This is a genomic window from Nonomuraea sp. NPDC051191, assembly GCF_044455665.1.
Classification (GTDB): Bacteria; Actinomycetota; Actinomycetes; order Streptosporangiales; family Streptosporangiaceae; genus Nonomuraea.
On the sequence record NZ_JBITEZ010000026.1, the window covers coordinates 43,397 to 63,739 of the forward strand.

Annotated in this window: 18 protein-coding genes and 1 pseudogene; 8 read left to right on the forward strand and 11 right to left on the reverse strand. The window is 72.1% G+C overall.

Annotated elements, in window-relative coordinates; all coding sequences use genetic code 11:
• Positions 1 to 153 precede the first annotated feature (153 nt).
• Positions 154 to 570, reverse strand: a pseudogene (locus ACIA8R_RS47810) (Clp protease N-terminal domain-containing protein); the annotation flags it as partial.
• Positions 571 to 643: 73 nt separating this feature from the next.
• On the opposite strand from ACIA8R_RS47810, the gene ACIA8R_RS47815 reads away from it, so the two are divergent.
• A complete protein-coding gene (locus ACIA8R_RS47815) occupies positions 644 to 1,435 on the forward strand; it encodes a hypothetical protein (protein ID WP_397044575.1) in 792 nt (263 codons plus the stop codon).
• Between the two features lie 87 nt (positions 1,436 to 1,522).
• A complete protein-coding gene (locus ACIA8R_RS47820) occupies positions 1,523 to 1,798 on the forward strand; it encodes a hypothetical protein (protein WP_397044577.1) in 276 nt (91 codons plus the stop codon).
• Positions 1,799 to 2,130: 332 nt separating this feature from the next.
• On the opposite strand, the gene ACIA8R_RS47825 is transcribed toward ACIA8R_RS47820, so the two are convergent.
• Positions 2,131 to 2,934, reverse strand: a complete 804-nt coding sequence (locus ACIA8R_RS47825) for a class I SAM-dependent methyltransferase (protein ID WP_397044579.1) — start codon at positions 2,932 to 2,934, stop codon at positions 2,131 to 2,133.
• 100 nt (positions 2,935 to 3,034) lie between these two features.
• Here ACIA8R_RS47825 and add point away from each other — a divergent pair, with 100 nt between their 5' ends.
• The gene (add, locus tag ACIA8R_RS47830; RefSeq protein ID WP_364098449.1) at positions 3,035 to 4,054 is read left to right on the forward strand and encodes an adenosine deaminase; all 1,020 of its coding nucleotides are present in this window, start codon (positions 3,035 to 3,037) and stop codon (positions 4,052 to 4,054) included.
• An 80-nt stretch (positions 4,055 to 4,134) separates the two neighbouring features.
• Here the strand turns inward: add and pgl are convergent, their stop codons facing one another.
• Genes pgl through tkt form a run of 6 tightly spaced genes read right to left on the reverse strand, consistent with a single transcriptional unit; the run spans position 4,135 to position 12,274 of the window.
• Complete coding sequence (gene pgl / locus ACIA8R_RS47835; RefSeq protein ID WP_357705747.1) at positions 4,135 to 4,908, reverse strand: 6-phosphogluconolactonase; 774 nt, start codon at positions 4,906 to 4,908, stop codon at positions 4,135 to 4,137.
• Positions 4,909 to 4,936: 28 nt separating this feature from the next.
• A complete protein-coding gene (locus tag ACIA8R_RS47840) occupies positions 4,937 to 5,851 on the reverse strand; it encodes a glucose-6-phosphate dehydrogenase assembly protein OpcA (protein WP_357705748.1) in 915 nt (304 codons plus the stop codon).
• A complete protein-coding gene (zwf, locus tag ACIA8R_RS47845) occupies positions 5,851 to 7,452 on the reverse strand; it encodes a glucose-6-phosphate dehydrogenase (RefSeq protein WP_357705749.1) in 1,602 nt (533 codons plus the stop codon). The genes ACIA8R_RS47840 and zwf overlap by 1 nt, the downstream gene beginning before the upstream one ends.
• A gap of 1 nt (position 7,453) precedes the next feature.
• Positions 7,454 to 9,070 carry a glucose-6-phosphate isomerase gene (locus ACIA8R_RS47850; RefSeq protein WP_397044582.1) on the reverse strand — a complete coding sequence of 539 codons (1,617 nt, stop codon included), beginning with the start codon at positions 9,068 to 9,070 and terminating at the stop codon, positions 7,454 to 7,456.
• Positions 9,067 to 10,158 carry a transaldolase gene (gene tal / locus ACIA8R_RS47855; RefSeq protein ID WP_364098441.1) on the reverse strand — a complete coding sequence of 364 codons (1,092 nt, stop codon included), beginning with the start codon at positions 10,156 to 10,158 and terminating at the stop codon, positions 9,067 to 9,069. Before tal ends, ACIA8R_RS47850 begins: the two co-directional genes overlap by 4 nt.
• A 7-nt stretch (positions 10,159 to 10,165) precedes the next feature.
• Positions 10,166 to 12,274, reverse strand: a complete 2,109-nt coding sequence (gene tkt / locus ACIA8R_RS47860) for a transketolase (protein WP_364098438.1) — start codon at positions 12,272 to 12,274, stop codon at positions 10,166 to 10,168.
• A gap of 257 nt (positions 12,275 to 12,531) precedes the next feature.
• Between tkt and ACIA8R_RS47865 the strand changes: the two genes are divergently transcribed.
• Positions 12,532 to 13,476 (forward strand): heme o synthase, encoded by a 945-nt coding sequence (locus tag ACIA8R_RS47865; protein WP_357705753.1) that lies wholly within the window; start codon positions 12,532 to 12,534, stop codon positions 13,474 to 13,476.
• Positions 13,477 to 13,591: 115 nt separating this feature from the next.
• Positions 13,592 to 14,788, forward strand: coding sequence for a PrsW family intramembrane metalloprotease (locus ACIA8R_RS47870; protein WP_364098435.1), 1,197 nt, complete (start codon positions 13,592 to 13,594; stop codon positions 14,786 to 14,788).
• On the opposite strand, the gene ACIA8R_RS47875 is transcribed toward ACIA8R_RS47870, so the two are convergent.
• Together ACIA8R_RS47875 and ACIA8R_RS47880 are read right to left on the reverse strand one after the other, a co-directional pair.
• Positions 14,758 to 15,471, reverse strand: a complete 714-nt coding sequence (locus tag ACIA8R_RS47875; protein ID WP_397044585.1) for a vancomycin high temperature exclusion protein — start codon at positions 15,469 to 15,471, stop codon at positions 14,758 to 14,760. The two genes, ACIA8R_RS47870 and ACIA8R_RS47875, sit on opposite strands and share 31 nt — an antisense overlap.
• 23 nt (positions 15,472 to 15,494) lie before the next feature.
• A complete protein-coding gene (locus tag ACIA8R_RS47880) occupies positions 15,495 to 16,481 on the reverse strand; it encodes a heme A synthase (RefSeq protein WP_397044587.1) in 987 nt (328 codons plus the stop codon).
• Positions 16,482 to 16,596: 115 nt separating this feature from the next.
• Here ACIA8R_RS47880 and ACIA8R_RS47885 point away from each other — a divergent pair, with 115 nt between their 5' ends.
• From ACIA8R_RS47885 to ACIA8R_RS47895, 3 genes are read left to right on the forward strand one after another with little or no spacing between them, the layout of a single operon-like run.
• Positions 16,597 to 17,577 (forward strand): proline racemase family protein, encoded by a 981-nt coding sequence (locus ACIA8R_RS47885; RefSeq protein WP_397044589.1) that lies wholly within the window; start codon positions 16,597 to 16,599, stop codon positions 17,575 to 17,577.
• Positions 17,574 to 18,515 (forward strand): ornithine cyclodeaminase family protein, encoded by a 942-nt coding sequence (locus ACIA8R_RS47890; protein ID WP_397044591.1) that lies wholly within the window; start codon positions 17,574 to 17,576, stop codon positions 18,513 to 18,515. Before ACIA8R_RS47885 ends, ACIA8R_RS47890 begins: the two co-directional genes overlap by 4 nt.
• 12 nt (positions 18,516 to 18,527) lie before the next feature.
• Positions 18,528 to 19,196 carry a GntR family transcriptional regulator gene (locus tag ACIA8R_RS47895; protein WP_357705759.1) on the forward strand — a complete coding sequence of 223 codons (669 nt, stop codon included), beginning with the start codon at positions 18,528 to 18,530 and terminating at the stop codon, positions 19,194 to 19,196.
• Positions 19,197 to 19,420: 224 nt separating this feature from the next.
• On the opposite strand, the gene ACIA8R_RS47900 is transcribed toward ACIA8R_RS47895, so the two are convergent.
• Complete coding sequence (locus tag ACIA8R_RS47900) at positions 19,421 to 20,338, reverse strand: EamA family transporter (protein ID WP_397044593.1); 918 nt, start codon at positions 20,336 to 20,338, stop codon at positions 19,421 to 19,423.
• Positions 20,339 to 20,343: the final 5 nt, after the last annotated feature.

Genomic DNA, 20,343 nt, shown 5'->3' on the forward strand with positions numbered 1-20,343 from the left:
CTTCTCGGCGGGTCCGGCGGCTGGTCCGATGCCGAGGTGGCGTTCGATGCGTTCCAGGCTCTCCTCGATGCGGGTGAGCCGTTCGCCGAGCACCGAGCCGCCGCCGAAGTACACCTCCGTCGGGCGTTCCCTGGTGCCGCGGCCCACGCGGTCGAGCAGGCGCTGGCGTACGTCGGCCAGGTCGGCGCCGGCCTCCACCAGCGCCTGGACTGCCAGCCCCTCGCCCTCCCTGATCAGCCCGAGCAGGATGTGCTCGGTGCCGATGTAGTTGTGGCGCAGTTGCAGGGCCTCGCGCAGGGACAGCTCCAGCACCTTCTTGGCGCGCGGGGTGAAGGGGATGTGCCCGCTCGGCGAGCTGGCGCCGCGGCCCACCTCGCGCTCCACGAAGGTCCGTACGCCCTCCAGCTCCACACCGCAGCCGTCGAGCACCAGCGCGGCCAGCCCCTCGCCCTCGCGGATGAGGCCCAGCAGGATGTGCTCGGTGCCGATGTAGTTGTGGCTCATCTGCCGCGCCTCCTCCTGGGCGAGGACGACGACCCTGCGCGCGCGGTCGGTGAAGCGCTCGAACACCGGGGGCCTCCGTTCGACTGGGGCTGCCTCCACTATGCGCTACAAACCGCGGCGTGTGGGGTATTTGTCCTGTGTGGATCTTGACGAGGTGGCCGGCCGCCTCTACACAGTCCCGCCGGCGGAGTTCACCGCCGCCCGCGCGGCCGAGGCGAGTGCGGCCAAGGCGGCGGGCGACGTACGGCTCTCCCGCGACATCGCGAAGCTGCGCAAGCCCACCGTCTCGGCCTGGGTGGTCAACCGGCTGGCCCGGGAGCACCCCGGTGAGCTGGCCGACCTGCTCGGCGTGGGGGAGCGGCTGCGCGCGGCCTGGCAGGCGCAGGACGCCGACGCGCTGGCCGAGCTGACCCAGCGGCGCGGCGAGGTCACCGCCAAGGTGGCGAGGCTGGCCAGGCAGGCGGGCGGCCTGTCGGCGGCGGCCGCCACGGAGGTGGACCAGACGCTGGACGCCGCCGTCGTGGACGCCGGCGCCGCCGACCAGGTACGGGCCGGCCGCCTGGCCAGGCCGCTCAGCTACAGCGGCTTCGCCCCCGCCCCCGCCCCCGTCACCGCGCCCCGATCCGAGCCGTCGCGGAGGCGCGGACCGTCTGGGAAGGACGCGGCGGCCGAGGAGAAGGCCCGCGCGGAGGCCGAGGCCAGGGAAGCGCGGGAAGCCAGTAAGGCGCGAGAGCGGGAGGAGGCCGAGGCGGCCCACCGGGAGTGGGCCGAGACGCTGGAGTCGGTCACCCGCGAGTACGACGAACGCGCCGAGAAGGTCGCCCGACTGGAACGCAAGCTCGCCAAGGCCCGCAAGAGGCTGGAGGAGGTCCGGCAACGGCTCCAGGTCACCCGCCGCGAGGAACGCCACGCGCGGCAGCGGCTGGGCTGAGGTGGACGAATTCCGTACGCCGGAAGGAGGGGCGATGACCCCTGGACGCCCGCCGACATCCCGGACCTCACCGGCAGAACGGCCGTCGTGACCGGCGCCAACAGCGGCCTCGGCCTGCCCACCGCCCGCGAGCCGGCCCGCCGTCGGCGGCACGATGGACAAGCTGGACCTGCTGGTCGACAACGCCGGCATCGCGATGCCCCCCGCCGCCTGACCGAGGAGGGCTGGGAGCTGCAGTTCGCCACCAACCGCCTCGGCCACTTCGCGCTCACCGGGCTGCTCCTGCCACTGCTCCTGGCCGCCCCGGGTGTCCGTGTGGTGACGGTCTCCAGCGGCGCGCCGACCTGGCCGGTGCGAGCCTGACCAGCGTGGCCGCCCACCCGGGCACCACCGCGACCCACATCTTCAAGCTGGGGCCCCTACAGCCCCTCCTGGGCGTGTTCCTGCAGTCGGGTGCCGTCCCCTCCCTGTAAGCCGCCACATCACCGGCGGGAGTTCGTCGGCCCGCGGCTGAAGCTGCTCACGCCCTCGGCGAGGGCCAGGTCGGAGGACCTCGCCCGGCGGCTGTGCGAGGTGTCTACGCAGCTCACGGGCGTACGGTTCGAGGAGCTCACCCACCGCTGACGGACGTGCTAGGTGTGCAACCGGGAGCCGGCCCGGACGCTGCGCGCCCACATGCCGCCAGTCCTGGCCTGTCAGCGCAGGCCGTGGGCCAGGTGGGCGCAGACGGGGAAGCCCGTGGCGGCGTACGGGGCGGCCAGGCGGTCGTAGCAGGCCCTGACGCGGGCGGCGGTCTCCGGCGGCTGCCGGGCGATCGTCTCGAAGCGCGGGCCGCCCGCCTCGACGACGCCGGTCCACCAGGCGGCGACGTCCACCCGATGCCGCCAGCGCAGGGTCCGCACGCCCACCCCCGTGAAGCCCGCCGCCTCCAGCAGCCCGGCGAACCGCTCGGGCCGGTCCACGGCGGCGAAGGGGCGGGCCGGGGGTTCGTACGGGACCCCTGCCGCCGCCAGGGCCTCGGCGAAGACGTTCGTGGCCGTCATCTCGTCGGACTTCCACCAGGTCAGCGCGACGGCGCCGCCGGGACGCAGCACGCGGTGCAGCTCCGCGAGCGTCGCCGGGGTGTCGGCGACGTGGTTGATGACGAAGTTGCCCGCCACGGCGTCGAAGGAGGCGTCCTCGAACGGCAGGACGGGCAGGGTGGCCCGGCGGACCGTGGCGCCGGGGTGGCGGCGGGCGACCAGCTCCAGCATGGCGGGGTCGGCGTCCACGGCGGTGACCGCGGCGCCGGTCGCGAGCGCGGCGGCCGTGACCACGCCGGTGCCGCACCCGACGTCGAGCACCCGCTCTCGACGCCGCCCCGGACGCCGCCCCGGACGCTGTCCCGGGTGCTGTCCCGGGTGCTGTCCCGGACCGCGGGTCAGGGCGGCGAGCAGCGGTTCGACGGTGTGCGAGCTGAGCCGCGCGAAGCCGCGGTCGTAGGCCTCAGGGTCCCTCACGGGCCACGAGCCTACCCCGGAGCCGAAATCTAACATCTTCACGTGAAATTTCACCCCTTTCCCTGTTTTAGGGCGAAATCTCAGGCTTATGGTCGTCGCCATGACCATCGACGCCTTCATCGACGCGCTTCCCAAGGTGGAACTGCACGTACATCTGGTCGGCTCGGCCTCGGTAGCCACCGTGCTGGAGCTGTCCCGTCGCCACCCCGGAAGCGAGGTCCCGACCACCGAGGAGGAGCTGCGCCGCTTCTACACCTTCCTCGACTTCCCTCACTTCGCCCGCGTGTACCAGGCCGTCAACAGCCTCGTCCGCGAGCCCGAGGACGTCGCCACCCTCGTCCTCGGCCTGGCCAAGGACCTCGCCTCCCAGGGCGGCCGGTACGCCGAGCTGCAGGTCACCCCGTACGCCCACCACGTGGTCGGGATGCCCATGCGCGAGGTGACCGAGGCCCTCGACCTGGCCGCCCGGCGTTCCCTGACCGAGCACGGCGTGGAGATGGCCTACATCTTCGACATCCCCGGCGAGTACGGCGAGGAGTCCGCCCGGGTCACCGTCGAGCACGCCCTGAGCGAACCTCCCGCCGCATTGGTAGGTTTCGGCATCGGAGGCATCGAACAGGAGCGTCCCAAGTACCGCGACGCCTACCGCGACGCCTTCTCCGCCGCACGCGCCGCCGGCCTGCACAGCGTTCCGCACGGCGGCGAGATGAGCGGCCCCGAGACGATGTGGGAGGTCATCGAGGGTTACGGCGCCGAGCGCATCGGCCACGGCATCAACTGCCTGTCCGACCCCCGCCTGGTCGCCCACCTGCGCGAGACCCAGCTCCCCCTGGACGTCTGCCCCACCTCCAACGTCTGCACCGGCCAGGTGCCCGACCTCGCCGCCCACCCGCTGCCCCGGATGCTGGAGGAGGGCCTGTACGTCACCCTCAACAGCGACGACCCGCCCATGTTCGGCACCACCCTGGCCGGGGAGTACCGGGCCGCCGCCCACGTGCTCGGCCTGGGCGCCCCCGAACTTGCACAACTCGCCCGCAACGCCGTCAACGCCTCCTACCTGGCCGCCGACCGCAAGCAGACTCTCCTCAAGGAGATCGACACCCTCACCACGACCGCCTGACCGCCGCCGGAGCCGCCGGTCGCGCAGCGGAGGTACGGCGGGACGTTCGCCTGTACCCCCGCTCCCGACCCCCTCTGACCTCAGGGGGAGGCCAGGCGGCCCAGCTCTGGGGGGATCTTGCCGGCGGCCGCGCGGTCCAGGAGGAACAGGGTGCCGGCTCGGCCGCGGGCGGCGGCGGCCGGCACCTGGACGGGGCCCGAGTCCGACAGCGCCAGGCGTACCGCGCCCGACTTCTCCTCGCCGGCCGCCACCACCCACACCTCGCGCGCCGCCTGGATGGCGGGCAGGGTCAGGGAGATGCGGGTGGGGGGCGGCTTGGGGGAGCCGTGCACGGAGACGACCGGGCGGGTGTCGTACAGGGCGGGCATGCCGGGGAACAGCGAGGCCACGTGCGCGTCGGGGCCCATGCCGAGGAGCATGACGTCGAAGGCCGGCACCGGGCCGTGGTCCTCGGGGCGGGCCGCGGCGCGCAGCTCGGCGGCGTACGCGTCGGCCGACTCCTCGGCCGTCAGGCCCGAGTCGGGGCCGCGCATGACGTGGACCCGGTCGGGGTCCAGGTCCACGTGGTCGAGCAGCGCCTGGCGGGCGCCGGTCTCGTTGCGTTCCTTGTCACCGGTGGGCACGAAACGTTCGTCGCCCCACCAGACGTCCAGGCGCCGCCAGTCGACGGCGTCGCGGGCGGGCGTGGCGGCGATGGCGGCCAGCGTGGCGATGCCGACCGTGCCGCCGGTCAGCACGATCGAGGCCGACCCCCTGGCCGACTGCACGTCGACCAGGCGCGTGATGATGCGCGCCGCCACGGCCTTGGCCAGGACGTCGGCGTCGCGGTGCACGACAACGTTGGGAACGCTCACGACACTTCTTTCTGGAGTGAAGGGGGGGTCAACCCTTGTACGAACGGGCGAAACGCTTGACGGCGGCCTCGTAGACCTCGTCGCTGTCCAGCCGCCGCAGTTCCTCGGCCATCAGCTCGGAGGTGTGCCGCCTGGCCAGGGCCACGTTCCGGTCGGGCTGACCGGGACGCGACAACGTGGCCAGCCGCGCGTCGGAGCGCACGACCGTCAGCTCGCCTTCGCTCACCTGCAGCCGCACGGCGGTCAGGCCGGGACCGGCCGACTCGGCCACCTTGACCGGCGCGCCCAGCCGCTCCGACAGCCACGCCGCCAGCAGCGACGCGCTCGGGTGGCCGGGGCTGCCCTCCACCACGCCCTTGCGCACCTTGCCCACCGGCTGGTCGAACGCGGCGGCCAGCAGGCTGCGCCACGGCGTCAGCCGGGCCCACGACAGGTCGGTGTCGCCGGGGGCGTAACCCTTGGCCCGGGTCACCAGCGACTTGACGCCGCCGTTCTCGAAGCCCTTGGCGTCGGTGATGCGCCGCTGGGCCAGGGCGCCGATCGAGTCCTTGGACGGGACGTCGGGCGCCGCGCCCGGCCACCAGGCCACCACGGGCGTGTCGGGCAGCAGCAGCGGGCTGACCACGGAGTCGGCGTGCTGGGTCAGCTCGCCGTACAGGCGCAGCACCACGACCTCGCCGGGGGTGTTCTCGCCGATGCGCAGCTCGGCGTCGAGCCGGTTGGGCTCGGCCTCCTCGCGCTTGATCACCACGATGATGCGCGAGGGGTGCTCGCGGGCCGCCTCGGTGGCGGCGCGCAGCGCGTCGTACTGGTGGCGCTCCTCGGAGACCACCACGAGGGTCAGCACCATGCCGATGGCGGGCGCGCCCATCTGGTGGCGCAGCAGCATGAGCTGCGCCGAGATCTTGCCGGCCGTCGTGTCCGACAGCATGAAAGTCGTCACTAGAGTCTCCTCCACACGCGGCCGTCGCGCGCCATCATCGCGTCGGCCGACTCCGGGCCCCACGAGCCCGACTCGTACCCCTCGGGCTGTCCCTGCGTGGCCCAGAAGTCCTCGATCGGGTCGAGGATCGTCCAGGACAGCTCGACCTCGCGCTGGTGCGGGAAGAGCGGCGGGTCGCCGATCATGACGTCGAGCAGCAGCCGCTCGTACGCCTCGGGCGAGGACTCCAGGAACGACTCGCCGTAGGCGAAGTCCATCGACACGTCGCGCACCTCCATGGCGGTGCCCGGGACCTTCGACCCGAACCGCACGGTGATGCCCTCGTCCGGCTGCACGCGGACGACCAGGGCGTTCTGGCCCAGGATCTCGGTGTCGGTCTTGCTGAAGGGAAGGTGCGGCGCCCGCTGGAACACCACGGCCACCTCGGTGACCCGGCGGCCCAGCCGCTTGCCGGTACGCAGGTAGAACGGCACCCCGGCCCACCGCCGGTTGGCGATCTCCAGCTTGATCGCCGCGTACGTCTCGGTGATCGACTCGGCGGGGATGCCCTCCTCCTGGAGGTAGCCGACGACCTTCTCGCCGCCCTGCCACCCGGCCGCGTACTGGCCGCGGGCCGTGTTGAGCCCCAGGTTGGACGGCAGCCGCACGGCCTTGAGCACCTTCTCCTTCTCCCGGCGCAGCGCCGAGGCGTCGAAGGAGGTCGGGTCCTCCATGGCGACCAGCGCGAGGAGCTGGAGCAGGTGGTTCTGGATCACGTCGCGGGCCGCGCCGATGCCGTCGTAGTAGCCCGCGCGCCCGCCGATGCCGATGTCCTCGGCCATGGTGATCTGCACGTGGTCGACGAAGCTGCGGTTCCAGATGGGCTCGTACAGGTTGTTGGCGAAGCGCAGCGCCAGGATGTTCTGGACCGTCTCCTTGCCCAGGTAGTGGTCGATCCGGAAGATCGAGCTCTCCGGGAACGCCGAGTTGGTGATCTCGTTCAGCTCGTGGGCCGACTTCAGGTCGTGGCCGAACGGCTTCTCGATGACCACCCGCCGCCACGACCCCTCGGGCGCGTCGGACAGCCCGGTGCGCTTGAGCTGCTCGACCACCACGGGGAAGAACTTGGGCGGCACCGACAGGTAGAAAGCGTAGTTGCCGCCCGTGCCACGGGTCTGGTCGATCTCCGCCAACGCCATCGCCAGCGCGTCGAAGGCTCCGTCGTCGGAGAACTCGCCCGGCACGAAATGGATGCCTTCGAGGATCTGCTTCCAGACCTCCTCGCGGAACGGCGTACGCGCGTGCGCCTTGACGGCGTCGTGCGTCAACTGGGCGAAGTCCTGGTCCTTCCAATCGCGCCTGGCGAAACCGACCAGCGAGAAACCGGGCGGCAGCAGGCCGCGGTTGCCCAGGTCGTAAATGGCCGGCAACAGTTTGCGCTTGGCCAGGTCGCCCGTCACGCCGAACAGCACCAGCACGCACGGCCCCGCCACCCGCGGCAGCCGCTTGTCCCGTGGGTCGCGCAATGGGTTGGCCTCCGCGACCTCCAATGTCGTGGCGGTGTTCGCCACGGCCGCCGCCACCGCGACGACCTCTTCCTCAGGAGATGCCTGATCAGTCATCTCAAACCTCCTGTGCGGCTGCGAGCAAATGCGCGACACCCGTCGCGCGGTCCGTCAAATGCAGGCGTACGGCGGGCCGTCCGCGGGTCTCCAGCGAGGCCAGGTCGCCCAGCGCCTGCGCGAGCTGGAGCCGTCCCAGCGTGTACGGCTGTCCCGGGACCGCGACGTCGTCGGTCACCGCCCCGGTGATCTGCAGGAACACGCCGTTCTGCGGCCCGCCCTTGTGGTACTGGCCGGTGGAGTGCAGGAAACGCGGTCCCCATCCGAACGTCACCGGCCGGTTGGTGCGGATGGCGAGCAGGGCGCGCAGCGTGGCGGCGTCGGCCATCATCCACGCGTCGGTCATCTGCTCGAAGTCGGCCCCCTCGGGCACGGGCGCGTCGAAGGCGGCCAGCCGGTCGAGATAGGCCATCACGGTCAGGTAGCCGTCGTGCGGGATGGCCTTCAGCAGCTCGGCCAGCACGCCGGGCAGGTCGTGCGACCGGACCGCGCCGTAGACCTCGACGGGCCCGTCGACCAGCGTGGGCGCGCCGAGCGGCAGGTCGGGCAGGGCCAGCAGGGCCGCGGTGTTCTCCTTGGACTCGGCCACGTTCGGCTGGTCGAACGGGTCGATCTCCAGCAGCAGCCCGGCCACGGCGGTCGCGTACTCCCAGACCAGGAACTGGCCGCCGAGCGGCCCGTCGACGCGTACGGCGCCGTCGTCGGACTCGATCGCGACGATCAGCTCGTCGTGGGTGTGGTTGGGGTCGGCGTTGACGATGGGCAGGATGCCCCTGCCCTGCTTGCCGGTGGACTCGGCGACGAGCTGCTCGATCCAGTCGGGCAGCCCGTTGATGCCGGAGAGCTGGTCCTCCAGGACGAGCTTGTCGCGCCCGGCCAGCGCCGCGCCGCCGAGCGCCGCGCCCAGGTCGAGCCCGGGGTTGCCGACGTCCTGCGACAGCAGCGGCAGCACCTCCTCGGCATCGTCCAGCAGCCGTTCGACGTCGGCCCCGGCCAGCGCGCTGGGCACCAGCCCGAACGCCGACAGCGCCGAGTAGCGGCCGCCCACGTCGGGAACGGCCAGGACCAGGTGGTAGCCGCCGTCGATCGCCCGCTGCTCCAGCGGCGAGCCGTGGTCGGTGACGACCACGATCCGGTCGGCGGGCGCGATGCCCGCCTCGGTGAAGATCTGTTCGTAGATGCGCAGGTGGCAGTCGGTCTCGACGGTCGAGCCGCTCTTGCTGGCCACCACCACGACCGTGGACTCCAGCAGGTCGTCCAGGGCCCGCCTGACCTGCGCGGGGTCGGTCGTGTCGAGCACGGTCAGCGGCACGTCGGCGGTCTGGCAGATCACCTCGGGAGCCAGCGACGAGCCGCCCATCCCGACCAGCACCACGTTCGTCAGGCCCTCGGCCCGCGCCCGCTCCACGAGCTTGCCCAGCTCGGGAAGGAGCTCGCGGGAGGTGCGCGGCAGCGTCAGCCAGCCGAGCCGGACCGCCGCCACCGCCTCGGCGTCCTCGCCCCACAGCGTGGGGTCGCCGCCGGCCAGCCGCGCGGGCACGCCGTCGGCGACGAGGCGCCCCGCGACGGAGGAGGCGGCCGCGGCCACCCCCTCCTCGCGGTAGGACACCTCGATCATGGCACCAGATTCTTGGTGACGCTTTCGAGCAGCTCGTTCCAGGACGCCTCGAACTTCTCGACGCCCTCCTCCTCCAGCACGCGCACCACGTCGTCGTAGTCGATACCGGCGTCCTTGAGCGCGGCCATGGTGTTCCAGGCCTGCTCGTAGAAGGGGCGCACGGTGTCGCCGGTGACCTGGGCGTGGTCGGCGGTGGCGTCGAGGGTCTTCTCCGGCATCGTGTTGACGGTGCCGGGGGCGACGAGCTGGTCGACGTACATGGTGTCGGAGTACTCGGGGTTCTTCACCCCGGTCGAGGCCCACAGCGGGCGCTGCGGACGGGCGCCCGCGGCGCGCAGGCGCTGCCAGCGCTCGGAGCTGACGACCTCCTCGTAGGCGGCATAGGCCAGGCGCGCGTTGGCGATGCCCGCCTTGCCCTTCAGCTCCGGCTTGCCGAGCTGGTCGAGCCGCTTGTCGATCTCGGTGTCGACGCGGCTGACGAAGAACGAGGCCACCGACTCGATCGCGGCCAGGTCGAGGCCCTTGGCCTGCGCGGCCTCCAGACCGGCCAGCCAGGCGTCCATGACCGCGCGGTAGCGCTCCAGGGAGAAGATCAGCGTGACGTTGACGCTGATGCCCTCCGAGAGCGCCTGCGTGATCGCGGGCAGGCCCTCAAGGGTGGCCGGGATCTTGATGAACAGGTTGGGCCGGTCGACCATCCACCACAGCGCCCTGGCCTCGGCCACGGTCTTCTCGCTCTCGCGGGCCAGACGTGGGTCGACCTCCAGCGAGACGCGGCCGTCTACGCCGTCGGTGGCGTCGTAGACCGGGCGCAGCACGTCGGCGGCCCAGCGGATGTCGTACGTGGTGATCGCGCGTACGGCCTCCTCCACGGTGACGCCGCGTACGGCCAGGTCGTGGAGCTGGGCGTTGTAGGCGTCGCCCTTGCTGAGCGCGCCGGCGAAGATCGTCGGGTTGGAGGTGACCCCGACGACGTTCTTGTCCCGGATCAGCTGCTCAAGGTTGCCCGTACGCAGCCGTTCGCGGCTGATGTCGTCGAGCCAGACGGAGACGCCCTGGCCGGACAGCTTGTTGAGGTTGTCGCTCATCTTCTTCTCAGTTTCCCGTCGTCTCGCCCTTGTCCTGACCCAGCTTGGCGAGGCTCGCCTTGGCCGCCGCCGCCACCCGCTCGGCCGTGAGCCCGAACTGCTCGTACAGCGTCCTGTACGGCGCCGAGGCGCCGAAGTGCTCCAGGCTGACCACTTCGCCGCACTCGCCGACGAACTGGTGCCAGCCGAGCGCGACGCCGGCCTCGACCGCGACCCGAGCCCTGATGGCGCTCGGCAGGACGGTCTGCCGGTAAGCGGAGTCCTGCCCGTTGAACCACTCGACACACGGCATCGACACCACGCGTGTGGAGATGCCCTGGGCCTCCAGCAGCTCGCGGCCCTGGACGGCCACCTCGACCTCGCTGCCGGTGGCGATCAGGATCACGTGCGGCTGGCCGTCGGAGGCCTCGCGCAGCACGTAGCCGCCGCGGGCCACGCCGTCGGCGTTGGTGCCCTCGTAGACCGGCACGTTCTGCCTGGTCAGAGCCAGGGCGGCGGGACGGTCGGTGTGCTCCAGGATCGTCTTCCACGCGTACGCGGTCTCGTTGGCGTCGGCCGGGCGGACGACGTCGAGGCCGGGGATCGCGCGCAGCGCCCACAGGTGCTCGATCGGCTGGTGGGTGGGGCCGTCCTCGCCGAGGCCGATGGAGTCGTGCGTCCACACGTAGGTGACCGGCAGCTTCATCAGCGCCGCCAGGCGCACCGAGGGCCGCATGTAGTCGGAGAAGACCAGGAACGTGCCGCCGTACGGGCGGGTGCCGCCGTGCAGGGCGATGCCGTTGAGGATCGCGCCCATGGCGTGCTCGCGGATGCCGAAGTGCAGCGTGCGGCCGTAGCGGTTACCGGGGAAGTCCTTGGTCTGGTACTCCTCGGGGATGAAGGACGGCTCGCCCTTCATCGTGGTCAGGTTCGACTCGGCCAGGTCGGCCGAGCCGCCCCACAGCTCGGGCAGCACCGGCGCCAGCGCGCCCAGCACCTCGCCGCTGGCCTTGCGGGTGGCCATCGAGGAGCCGGTCTCGAACTCGGGCAGGGCCGTGGCCCAGCCGGCGGGCAGCTCGCGGTGGGAGATGCGGTCGAACTCCTTGGCCCGCTCGGGGTTGGCCAGGCGCCATTCCGCGTATCCCTTGTCCCACTCGGCGCGGTCGGCGCGGCCGCGGGCGACCACCTCGCGGGCGTGCTGGAGCACCTCGGCCGAGACGTCGAAGCTCTTGGCCGGGTCCATGCCCAGGATCTCCTTGGTCGCGGCGATCTCCGCCTCGCCCAGGGCCGCGCCATGGATCTTGCCGGTGTTCTTCTTGTTCGGCGCCGGCCAGCCGATGATCGTGCGCAGCCGGATGAACGAGGGCCGGTCGGTCTCGGCCTTGGCCGCCTCCAGCGCCTCGTAGAGCGCCTGGACGTCCTCCTCGTACTCGCCGCCGGCGGTCCAGTCGACGCTCTCGGTGTGCCAGCCGTAGGCCTCGTAGCGCTTGACGACGTCCTCGGACTTGGCGATGAGGGTGTCGTCCTCGATGGAGATGTGGTTGTCGTCGTACACGACGACGAGGTTGCCCAGCTTCTGGTGGCCGGCCAGGGCGCTGGCCTCGTGGCTGATGCCCTCCTCGATGTCGCCGTCGCTGACGAAGCACCAGATGTGGTGGTCGAACGGCGAGGCGCCGCGCTCGGCGTCGGGGTCGAACAGGCCACGCTCGCGGCGGGCCGCCATCGCCATGCCGACCGCGTTGCCCAGACCCTGGCCGAGCGGGCCGGTGGTGGTCTCGACGCCGGCGGTGTGGCCGTGCTCGGGGTGACCCGGCGTCAGGCTGTCCCACTGGCGCAGGCGGCGCAGGTCGTCGAGCGTGAGGCCGTAGCCGGACAGGTAGAGCTGGATGTAGAGCGTCAGGCTGGTGTGGCCGCACGACAGCACGAACCGGTCGCGGCCCGCCCAGTTGGGGTCGCTCGGGTCGTGGCGCATCACGCGCTGGAACAGCAGGTATGCGGCGGGGGCCAGGCTCATGGCGGTGCCGGGGTGACCCGAGCCCGCCTTCTCCACTGCGTCCATCGCCAGGGCCCGGACGACGTCGACGGCCTTCTTGTCGAGGTCGGTCCACTCAAGGGCTGGCACGAGTTCGGTGCTCAAGTGCTCGATCTCCGGAATCTAGTTGTCATTTGGCAGTACCTGTTGGCTATCCCGCCCACACGGGACCCTAACCGAGTGGAGCTGGCGATCGATTCCCATTCCACCCTCGCGTGTCCACGAATGGCTCAAGCCCCCCATTGGCCGGACCGTCCGGCCCTGCGACTACAGTTTGTTTGTTCGCAGAGGCGTCACGGCGCCACTCATCGATCCGCTCCAATCAGAGGTTACGCGTTGACTCCGCACAGGCTGGAAGCGCCTTGACGGTGCTGACCAACAGGCAGGCCACGGCCCCCTCGACCGAGTCCGGGGCGCCGCGCACGTTCGGCATGGTCGTGAAGGCCTACGTCGCGCTCACCAAGCCGCGGATCATCGAGCTGCTGCTGATCACGACCCTGCCGGTGATGTTCCTCGCGGCCGGCGGCCTGCCGCCGCTGTGGAGGTCGGTCGCCGTCATGGTGTTCGGCACCCTGTCGGCGGGCAGCGCCAACGCGCTCAACTGCTACGTCGACCGCGACATCGACCAGAAGATGCGGCGTACCCGCCGCCGGCCGCTGGCCAGGCACCAGGTGTCGCCGCGCGGCGCGCTGGTGTTCGGGATCGTTCTGGGGATTTTGTCCACTGTTGGCCTGTGGGTCACCACCAATTGGCTGGCAGCGGTGCTGTCCACCGGCGCGATCCTGTTCTACGTGATCGTCTACTCGATGATCCTGAAGCGGCGCACCGCCCAGAACATCGTGTGGGGCGGCATCGCGGGCTGCATGCCGGTCATGATCGGCTGGGCGGGCATCACCGAGCGGCTCGACTGGGCGCCCCTGGTGCTGTTCGGCGTGGTGTTCTTCTGGACGCCGCCCCACACCTGGACCCTCGCCATGCGCTACAAGGAGGACTACGCGGCGGCGAAGGTGCCGATGCTGCCGGTGGTGGCCACCGAGCGGCGGGTGATCCTGGAGTCCGTGGCCTACACCTGGGCGACCGTGCTGTGCTCGCTGGCGTTGTGGCCGGTGGCCGGCACCACGCTGTTCTACCCGGTCGTCGCGGCGGTGCTCGGCGTGGTCTGCCTGTGGGAGGTCCACCGCCTGCTGGCCCGGCTCAACGCCGGCAGGAGCGGCGTCGACCTGCGCCCGATGCGGTTCTTCCACTGGTCCAACGCCTACCTCGCGCTGCTCTTCCTCGCCGTCGCGATCGACCCGCTGCTGGCCTGATCCCGTGCCCGCCGTCCGCGACGCCGCCGGAGCGCGTGTCCGCAGGGTGAGGAGTGGCTGTCCCGCGCGGGCGGCCCACACGGGCACCGGCCCTTCGATCCGTTAAAGTCACGGTATGGCGACCCGTGATCCACGCTGGGTGTTGAAGGACCGCCCGTCATTCGCGTTGATCACCGGGCTGGTCCTCACCGGCATCTGCGCCCTGGTCTCGTTCTCCTTCGACGTGATCAACGGCGAGCCGGTGCAGTTCTTCATCGCGCTCGTGCTCGCCCTGGCGCCGGTGCCGCTGCTGCTGGCCGCCGTGCTGGCGCTCGACCGCATGGAGCCCGAGCCGCGCAGCAACCTGATCTTCGCCTTCGCCTGGGGCGCGGGCATCGCCGTGCTGGTCGCCGGCGCGATCAACTCGCTCAACCTCCACTACTTCATCGACACCGCCAAGCTCTCGCCGACCAGCGCCCGCAACCTGGCCGCCACCTTCGGCGCGCCGGTGGTCGAGGAGACGATGAAGGGCCTGGTACTGCTCGGCCTGCTCAAGTTCCGCAGGGCCGAGCTCGACGGCCCCACCGACGGCATCATCTACGCCAGCATGGTCGGCCTCGGCTTCGCCATGAGCGAGAACGTCAGCTACTACCTGTCGGCGCTCAACGGCAACGGCGTCAGCAGCCTGGCCGTCACCGTGGTGCTGCGCGGCGTCCTGTCGCCGTTCGCCCATCCGCTGTTCAGCTCGATGATCGGGGTGGCCGTCGCGTACGCGGCCCAGCGCGAAGGGCCCGAGCGGGTCTTCCTGGTGCTGGCCGGCTGGTCGGGGGCGATGATCCTGCACGGCCTGTGGAACGGCCTGGCCTCCTACGGCGGCTTCCCCGGGCTCGTGGTGGCCTACCTGGCGCTGCTGGTGGTGCTCGTCGTGCTGATCGGCGTGGTGTTCAGGGACCGGCGGCGCATCGTCGCGCTCATCCAGACCTACCTGCCGCCGTACGAGCCGACCAAGCTGGTCGGGGCGGCCGACATCTACATGTTGTCCACGTTCGCCAGGCGCCGCCAGGCCAGGCAGTGGGCCAGGGCCTACGGCGGCAAGAAGGGCGTGCGCGCGATGCGCGACTACCAGCTCGCCGCCACCGAGCTGGGCCTGCTGCACGAGCGGGCGGCCCGCCACATGGTCGACGAGCAGGCCTTCCACGAGGAGCAGCGCGCCCTGCTGGAGTGCATGAGCACCGCCCGCGCCGACTTCCCGGTGCCGCCCGTGCACGCCCGCCGCATGTCCAGGGGCACCCCGCCGCCCGGCTACGCGCCCGGCGCGCCGCCGCCGCGCTGAGCCAAGATCTCGGTCAGCGAGACCTCGCGCGGCCCGGGGTAGACCGGGTCGGAGTGCAGCAGCAGCGCGTCGACGACGGCCTTGCCGGTGGCCAGCAGCTCGCGGGTGGCGTAGACGTACGTGGTGGCCGCCCACTGGCGGGTGGAGTCGTCGCCCACGCCGAACGTCTCCAGCCCGGCCGTCCGGCACAGCGCCACGGCCCTCGGCAGGTGGAAGACCTGGGTGACGACGGTGACGCGTTCGGCGCCGAACACCCGGCGGGCCCGTACGCAGGAGTCCCAGGTGTCGAATCCGGCGTAGTCGAGCACGATCACGCCCGCCGGCACGCCCCTGCGTACCAGGTAGTCGCGCATGGCGGTGGGCTCGTCGTAGTCCTTGCGGCTGTTGTCGCCCGACAGCAGCAGCGCGCGCACCTTGCCCGCCCGGTAGAGCTCGGCGGCGACGTCGAGCCGCCGGGCCAGCATGGGCGTGGGCTGCGCGCCCCACAGGCCCGCGCCGAGCACCAGCGCGGCCTGCGTGGACGGCACCCGGCCCAGCCAGCCGCCCGTGTCGGCCACCACGCGGTGGGGCGAGCTGTCGAGCCAGGCCCACGTCATGGGCGCCAGGGCGAGCACGCTGACCAGCACCAGCCCCTGGTACGCGCGGCGCAGCAGCCTGCGCGAGAGCCTAGGAAATCGCAGCACACCCCATACCCTCGCACAAGGGGTCAGACCGTGGCGGGCGCTTCCGCAGGAGCGGCGGCGGCCGGGGCCTCCAGCGGGCCTCGGGTGCGCAGCGCGGTGACCACCCGCAACGCGGCGATCCACACCAGCGAGGCGCCGAGCACGTGCAGCAGCACCAGTGCGGCCGGCACGGCCAGGAAGTACTGGGTGTAGCCGATCACGCCCTGGGCCAGCTCGACCGCGAACAGCCCGAGCGCGGCCCGCCTGGCCGGTCGCGGCGCGCCGGTCACGCGCAGCGCGAACAGCAGCGCGAAGGTCAGGCCGACGACGACGTAGACGATGTCGGCGTGCAGCCGGGCCACGGTCTCGATGTCGAAGCCGAACCGGGAGGCGATGACGTCGCCCGAGTGCGGGCCCGTGCCGCTGACCACCACGCCCGCCACCAGCAGCACGGCCGTGGCCGCGAGCAGCGCGTAGCCGAGCAGCCGGATGTCGCGGTGGGCGACCCCGGCGGCCGGGCCGTCGCCCTCGCCGGCGCGGGCGTAGAGCATCCAGCAGGCGGCGATCAGGGCCATGGAGATCAGGAAGTGCATGCCGACCGTGAACGGGCTGAGCGCGCTCCTGACCACCAGCCCGCCCCACAGGGCCTGGGCCAGCACGCCCGCCGGTTGCAGCAGCGCCAGGCGCACCAGCGCCCGCCGGCGGGGGGCCAGGCGCAGCGCCGCGAGCACGCACGCCGCGCCCACCGCGAGCACCAGGAACGTCAGCAGCCGGTTGCCGAACTCGATGAGCATCGTGAGCATCGACATCTCGGGATGGGCGATCGGCACGAAGCTGTCGGGAGTGCACCTCGGCCAGGTCGGGCAGCCGAGCCCGGAACCGGTCACCCGCACCCCCGCGCCGGTCACCGCGATGCCCGCGTTGGCCACCACGGAGGCCAGCGCCCAGCCGCGCATCGAGCGCGTGGTCGGCGCCCAGAACGAGCGCAGGGCGCGGACGAGGACGTTGGGGCGGCCGGTGGATTCCTTCACGTCAACGATGGTACGGGCCAGGTGGGACGGTCCCGTCAGGGGCTTCTCCACAGCCTGACAATGTGACATGTTACTCCTGGCGGCTTCCTCGACCCGGCCCGGAGGGGTTCACAAGGTGATCACTACTGTCGACTACCACACGGGCGGCGAGCCGTTCCGGATCGTCACCGCGGGCGTGCCCGAGATCCCCGGCGCGGACGTGCTCACCCGGCGGGAGAACGCCCCCGGCCACGCCGACCACGTCCGGCGGCTGCTGTGCCACGAGCCGCGCGGGCACGCCGACATGTACGGCTGCTTCCTGGTCCCGCCCGACGACGCCGGGGCGCATCTGGGCGTGCTGTTCTGGCACAAGGACGGCTTCTCCACCGCCTGCGGGCACGGCACGATCGCGCTCGGGGCGTACGCGGTGCACGAGGGGCTGGTCGAGGCCGATCCCGACGGGGAGACCGACGTGGTGGTGGACGTGCCGTCGGGGCGGGTCAGGGCCCGGGTGCGGTGCTCGGGCGGACGGGTGGAGGGGGTGACGTTCGTGAGCGTCCCGTCGTACGTGATCGCGCGGGACGTGGAGGCCGCCGGGAGCAAGGTTGACATTTCATATGGCGGGGCGATTTATGCGTCTGTTTCGGCGAGGTCGCTGGGGTTGTCCGTCGAGCCGCGCCATCTGACCGCCCTCGTCGAGCACGCCCGCCGCCTCAAGACCGCCCTGGCCGGCCACCCCGCCACCCGCCACCCGCGCGACGACCGGCTCTCCGGCGTCTACGGCGTGATCTTCCACGAGGACCTGCCGGGCGACGAGCCGCCGGACGCCGCCGGGAGCGTCCGCCAGCGCAACGTCACCGTCTTCGCCGACGGCGAGGTGGACCGGTCGCCGTGCGGCTCGGGCACCGCCGCCAGGATGGCGCTGCTGCACGAGGAGGGCCTGCGCGGCACGCTGGTCCACGAGAGCATCGTCGGGTCCGTCTTCCGGGCGCGCGTGGCCGGGGTGACGCCCGAGGGCATCGTGCCGGAGATCGAGGGCATGGCCTACCGCACCGGCAGGCACGTCTTCGAGCTCGATCCCGCCGACCCGATCGGAACGGGGTTCACGCTGCGATGAGCGACCTGCCCTACATCGACGGGGAGACCCTGGAGCGTCTGGTGCCGGTCGGGCGCGCGGTGGCCGTGCTCGAACAGGCCCTGCGCGCCGGGCTCGACCCCGAGCTGACGCCCCGGCGGCCCGTCGTGGACCTGCCGGCCGGGCAGCTCCTGCTCATGCCCGCGGCCGCCGGGCGCTACGCCGGGGTCAAGGCCGTCACCGTCACGCCCGCCAACCCCGGACGCGGGCTGCCCCGCGTCCAGGGCACGTACCTGCTGCTGGACGGCGACACCCTGGCCCCGCTGGCCGCCCTGGACGGCATCGCGCTCACGTCCCTGCGCACGCCCGCCGTCTCCGCGCTGGCCGTCGCGCACCTGGCCGAGCCGAACGCCCGCCGCCTGGTGGTGTTCGGCAGCGGGCCGCAGGCGTACGGCCACGTCCTGGCCCTGCGCGAGGTACGTCCCGTCGAGCACGTCACGGTCGTCGGCCGCGACCCCGCCCGCGCCGCCGCCCTGGCCGGCCGCTGCCGCGACCTGGGCCTGACCGCGCAGGCCCATGGCGCGGACGCCCCGGCGGCGGCGGACGCGGTCCGGGCCGCCGACCTCGTCGCCTGCTGCACCACCGCCGCCGAGCCGCTGTTCCCCGGTAAGCTCGCCCGCGACGGCGTCACCGTGGTCGCGGTCGGGTCGCACGAGCCCGGCGTCCGGGAACTCGACGGCGACCTCGTCGCCCGCGCCACCGTGGTCGTCGAGGCCAGGTCGGCCGCCCTGGAGGAGGCCGGCGACGTGATCATCCCGATCCGCCACGGTACGATCACCTCTGGTCATCTCGCCGGAAACCTCGCCGAGCTGATCGCCGGAGGGGTGGTGGCCGGTCCCGGCCCGCGGGTGTTCAAGAGCACCGGCATGGCGTGGGAGGACCTGGTGGTGGCCGCGGCCGCGTACGAGGCGTGGAAGTAGGAGGGAAGGCGGATGACTGCCGAGGACCGGCTCGACCTGCCCATGGTGGGGGAGCGGCAGAGCCTGCGCGAGCAGGTCGCGCATGCGCTGCGGGCCGCGCTGATCACCGGTGAGATGCGGCCAGGGGTGGTCTACTCCGCGCCCGTGCTCGCCGCGCAGTTCGGCGTCTCGGCCACGCCGGTCCGCGAGGCGATGCTCGACCTGGCGAAGGAGGGCCTGGTCGAGGCCGTGCGCAACAAGGGCTTCCGGGTGACCGAGCTGTCCGACCGCGACCTCGACGAGCTGACCCAGATCCGCGAGCTGATCGAGGTGCCCACCGTCTCGCGGTTGGCCGACAGCGCCCGTGCCGAGGAGTTCGAACGGCTGCGCCCGGTCGCCCAGGAGATCGTCTCGGCCGCCGACCGGGGCGACCTGCTCGCCTACATCGACGCCGACCTGCGCTTCCACCTGGAGCTGCTGGCCCTGTCCGGCAACGTCCACCTGGTGGGCGTGGTGCGCGACCTGCGCAACCGGGCCCGGCTCTACGGCCTGTCCCAGCTCGCCGAGCGCGGCTCGCTGACCGACTCCGCCCGGGAGCACCTGGCCCTGCTCGACGCGCTCAAGAGCGGCGACGGCGCGGCGGTCGGCCACCTCATGGGCGAGCACATCGGCCACGTCCGGGGCATCTGGGCCGAGCACTGACCCGGCCGCGATTCTTTGCCGTCCGAATTTAGAAGGTTTGTCCGTTTTGGGGTAATGTGTTTGTGAAAGCTTTCACGAACTGATCTACGTGAAGCTGCACAAGCCCGGTCACGCGGAAGCCCGCTCCGCTGGCCTTCCCCGGGCTCGGCGACCCGCCCACCTGAAGCCGAGCCCTCCGCCGCGCGCCCGAGAGAACCCCATCCCCGCGGGCGCGCGGCGGCACCCTATCGCCCGTTCATCCGGGTGGAGCCCAGGCTCGCGGCCACGACGCACACGATCGCCGCCCACTGCTGCACGTGCAGGACCTCGCCCAGCACCAGCACACCCGCCATCGCCGCCACCGCCGGTTCGAGGCTCATGAGAATGCCGAACACGTGCTTGGGCATGCGCCGCAGCGCGTGGAGCTCCAGCGAGTACGGGATCACCGACGACAGCAGCCCCACGCCCAGCCCGATCAGCAGCAGGGACGGCTGCAACAGGTCGGCGCCGCCGGTCGTGACGCCCACCGGCGCGATCACCAGCGCAGAGACGATCATCGCGAACGACAGCCCGGTGGTGCCGGGGAACCGCCCTCCGGCCGCGGCCGACAGCAGGATGTAGCCCGCCCAGCACGCGCCCGCCACCAGGGCGAACCCGATGCCGATCCACCAGCTCGCCGACGCCTGCTGCCCCCAGGGCGCCAGCAGCGCCACGCCGAGGCCCGCCAGGCCGATCCAGGCCAGGTCGAGCCTGCGCCGGGAGGCGGCCACGGCCACGCCCAGCGGGCCGAGGAACTCGATCGCCACCGCGACGCCCATCGGCAGCCGCGACAGGGCCTCGTAGTAGGACAGGTTCATCAGGGCGAGCGTCAGGCCGAAGCCGACCCCGACCGCCCAGTCGCGCCACGCCAGCCCCTTGAGCTTCGGCCTGGCCACCGCCGCCATGATCAGACCGCCGGCGGCGATGCGCAGGAACACCACGGCGCTCGGCGGCAGGACGGAGAACAGCTCCTTGGCGAACGCGGCGCCGAGCTGCACCGAGACGATGGACAGCAGGACGAGCGACGAGGGCGGGATCGAGTCCGCGGCCTGGCGCAGCAGGCGCCCGGGCCGGGGCAGCGCCTGCCGGCGATCGAAGGGATCGTCGAGGGCGAAGTCGGTCACGGAAC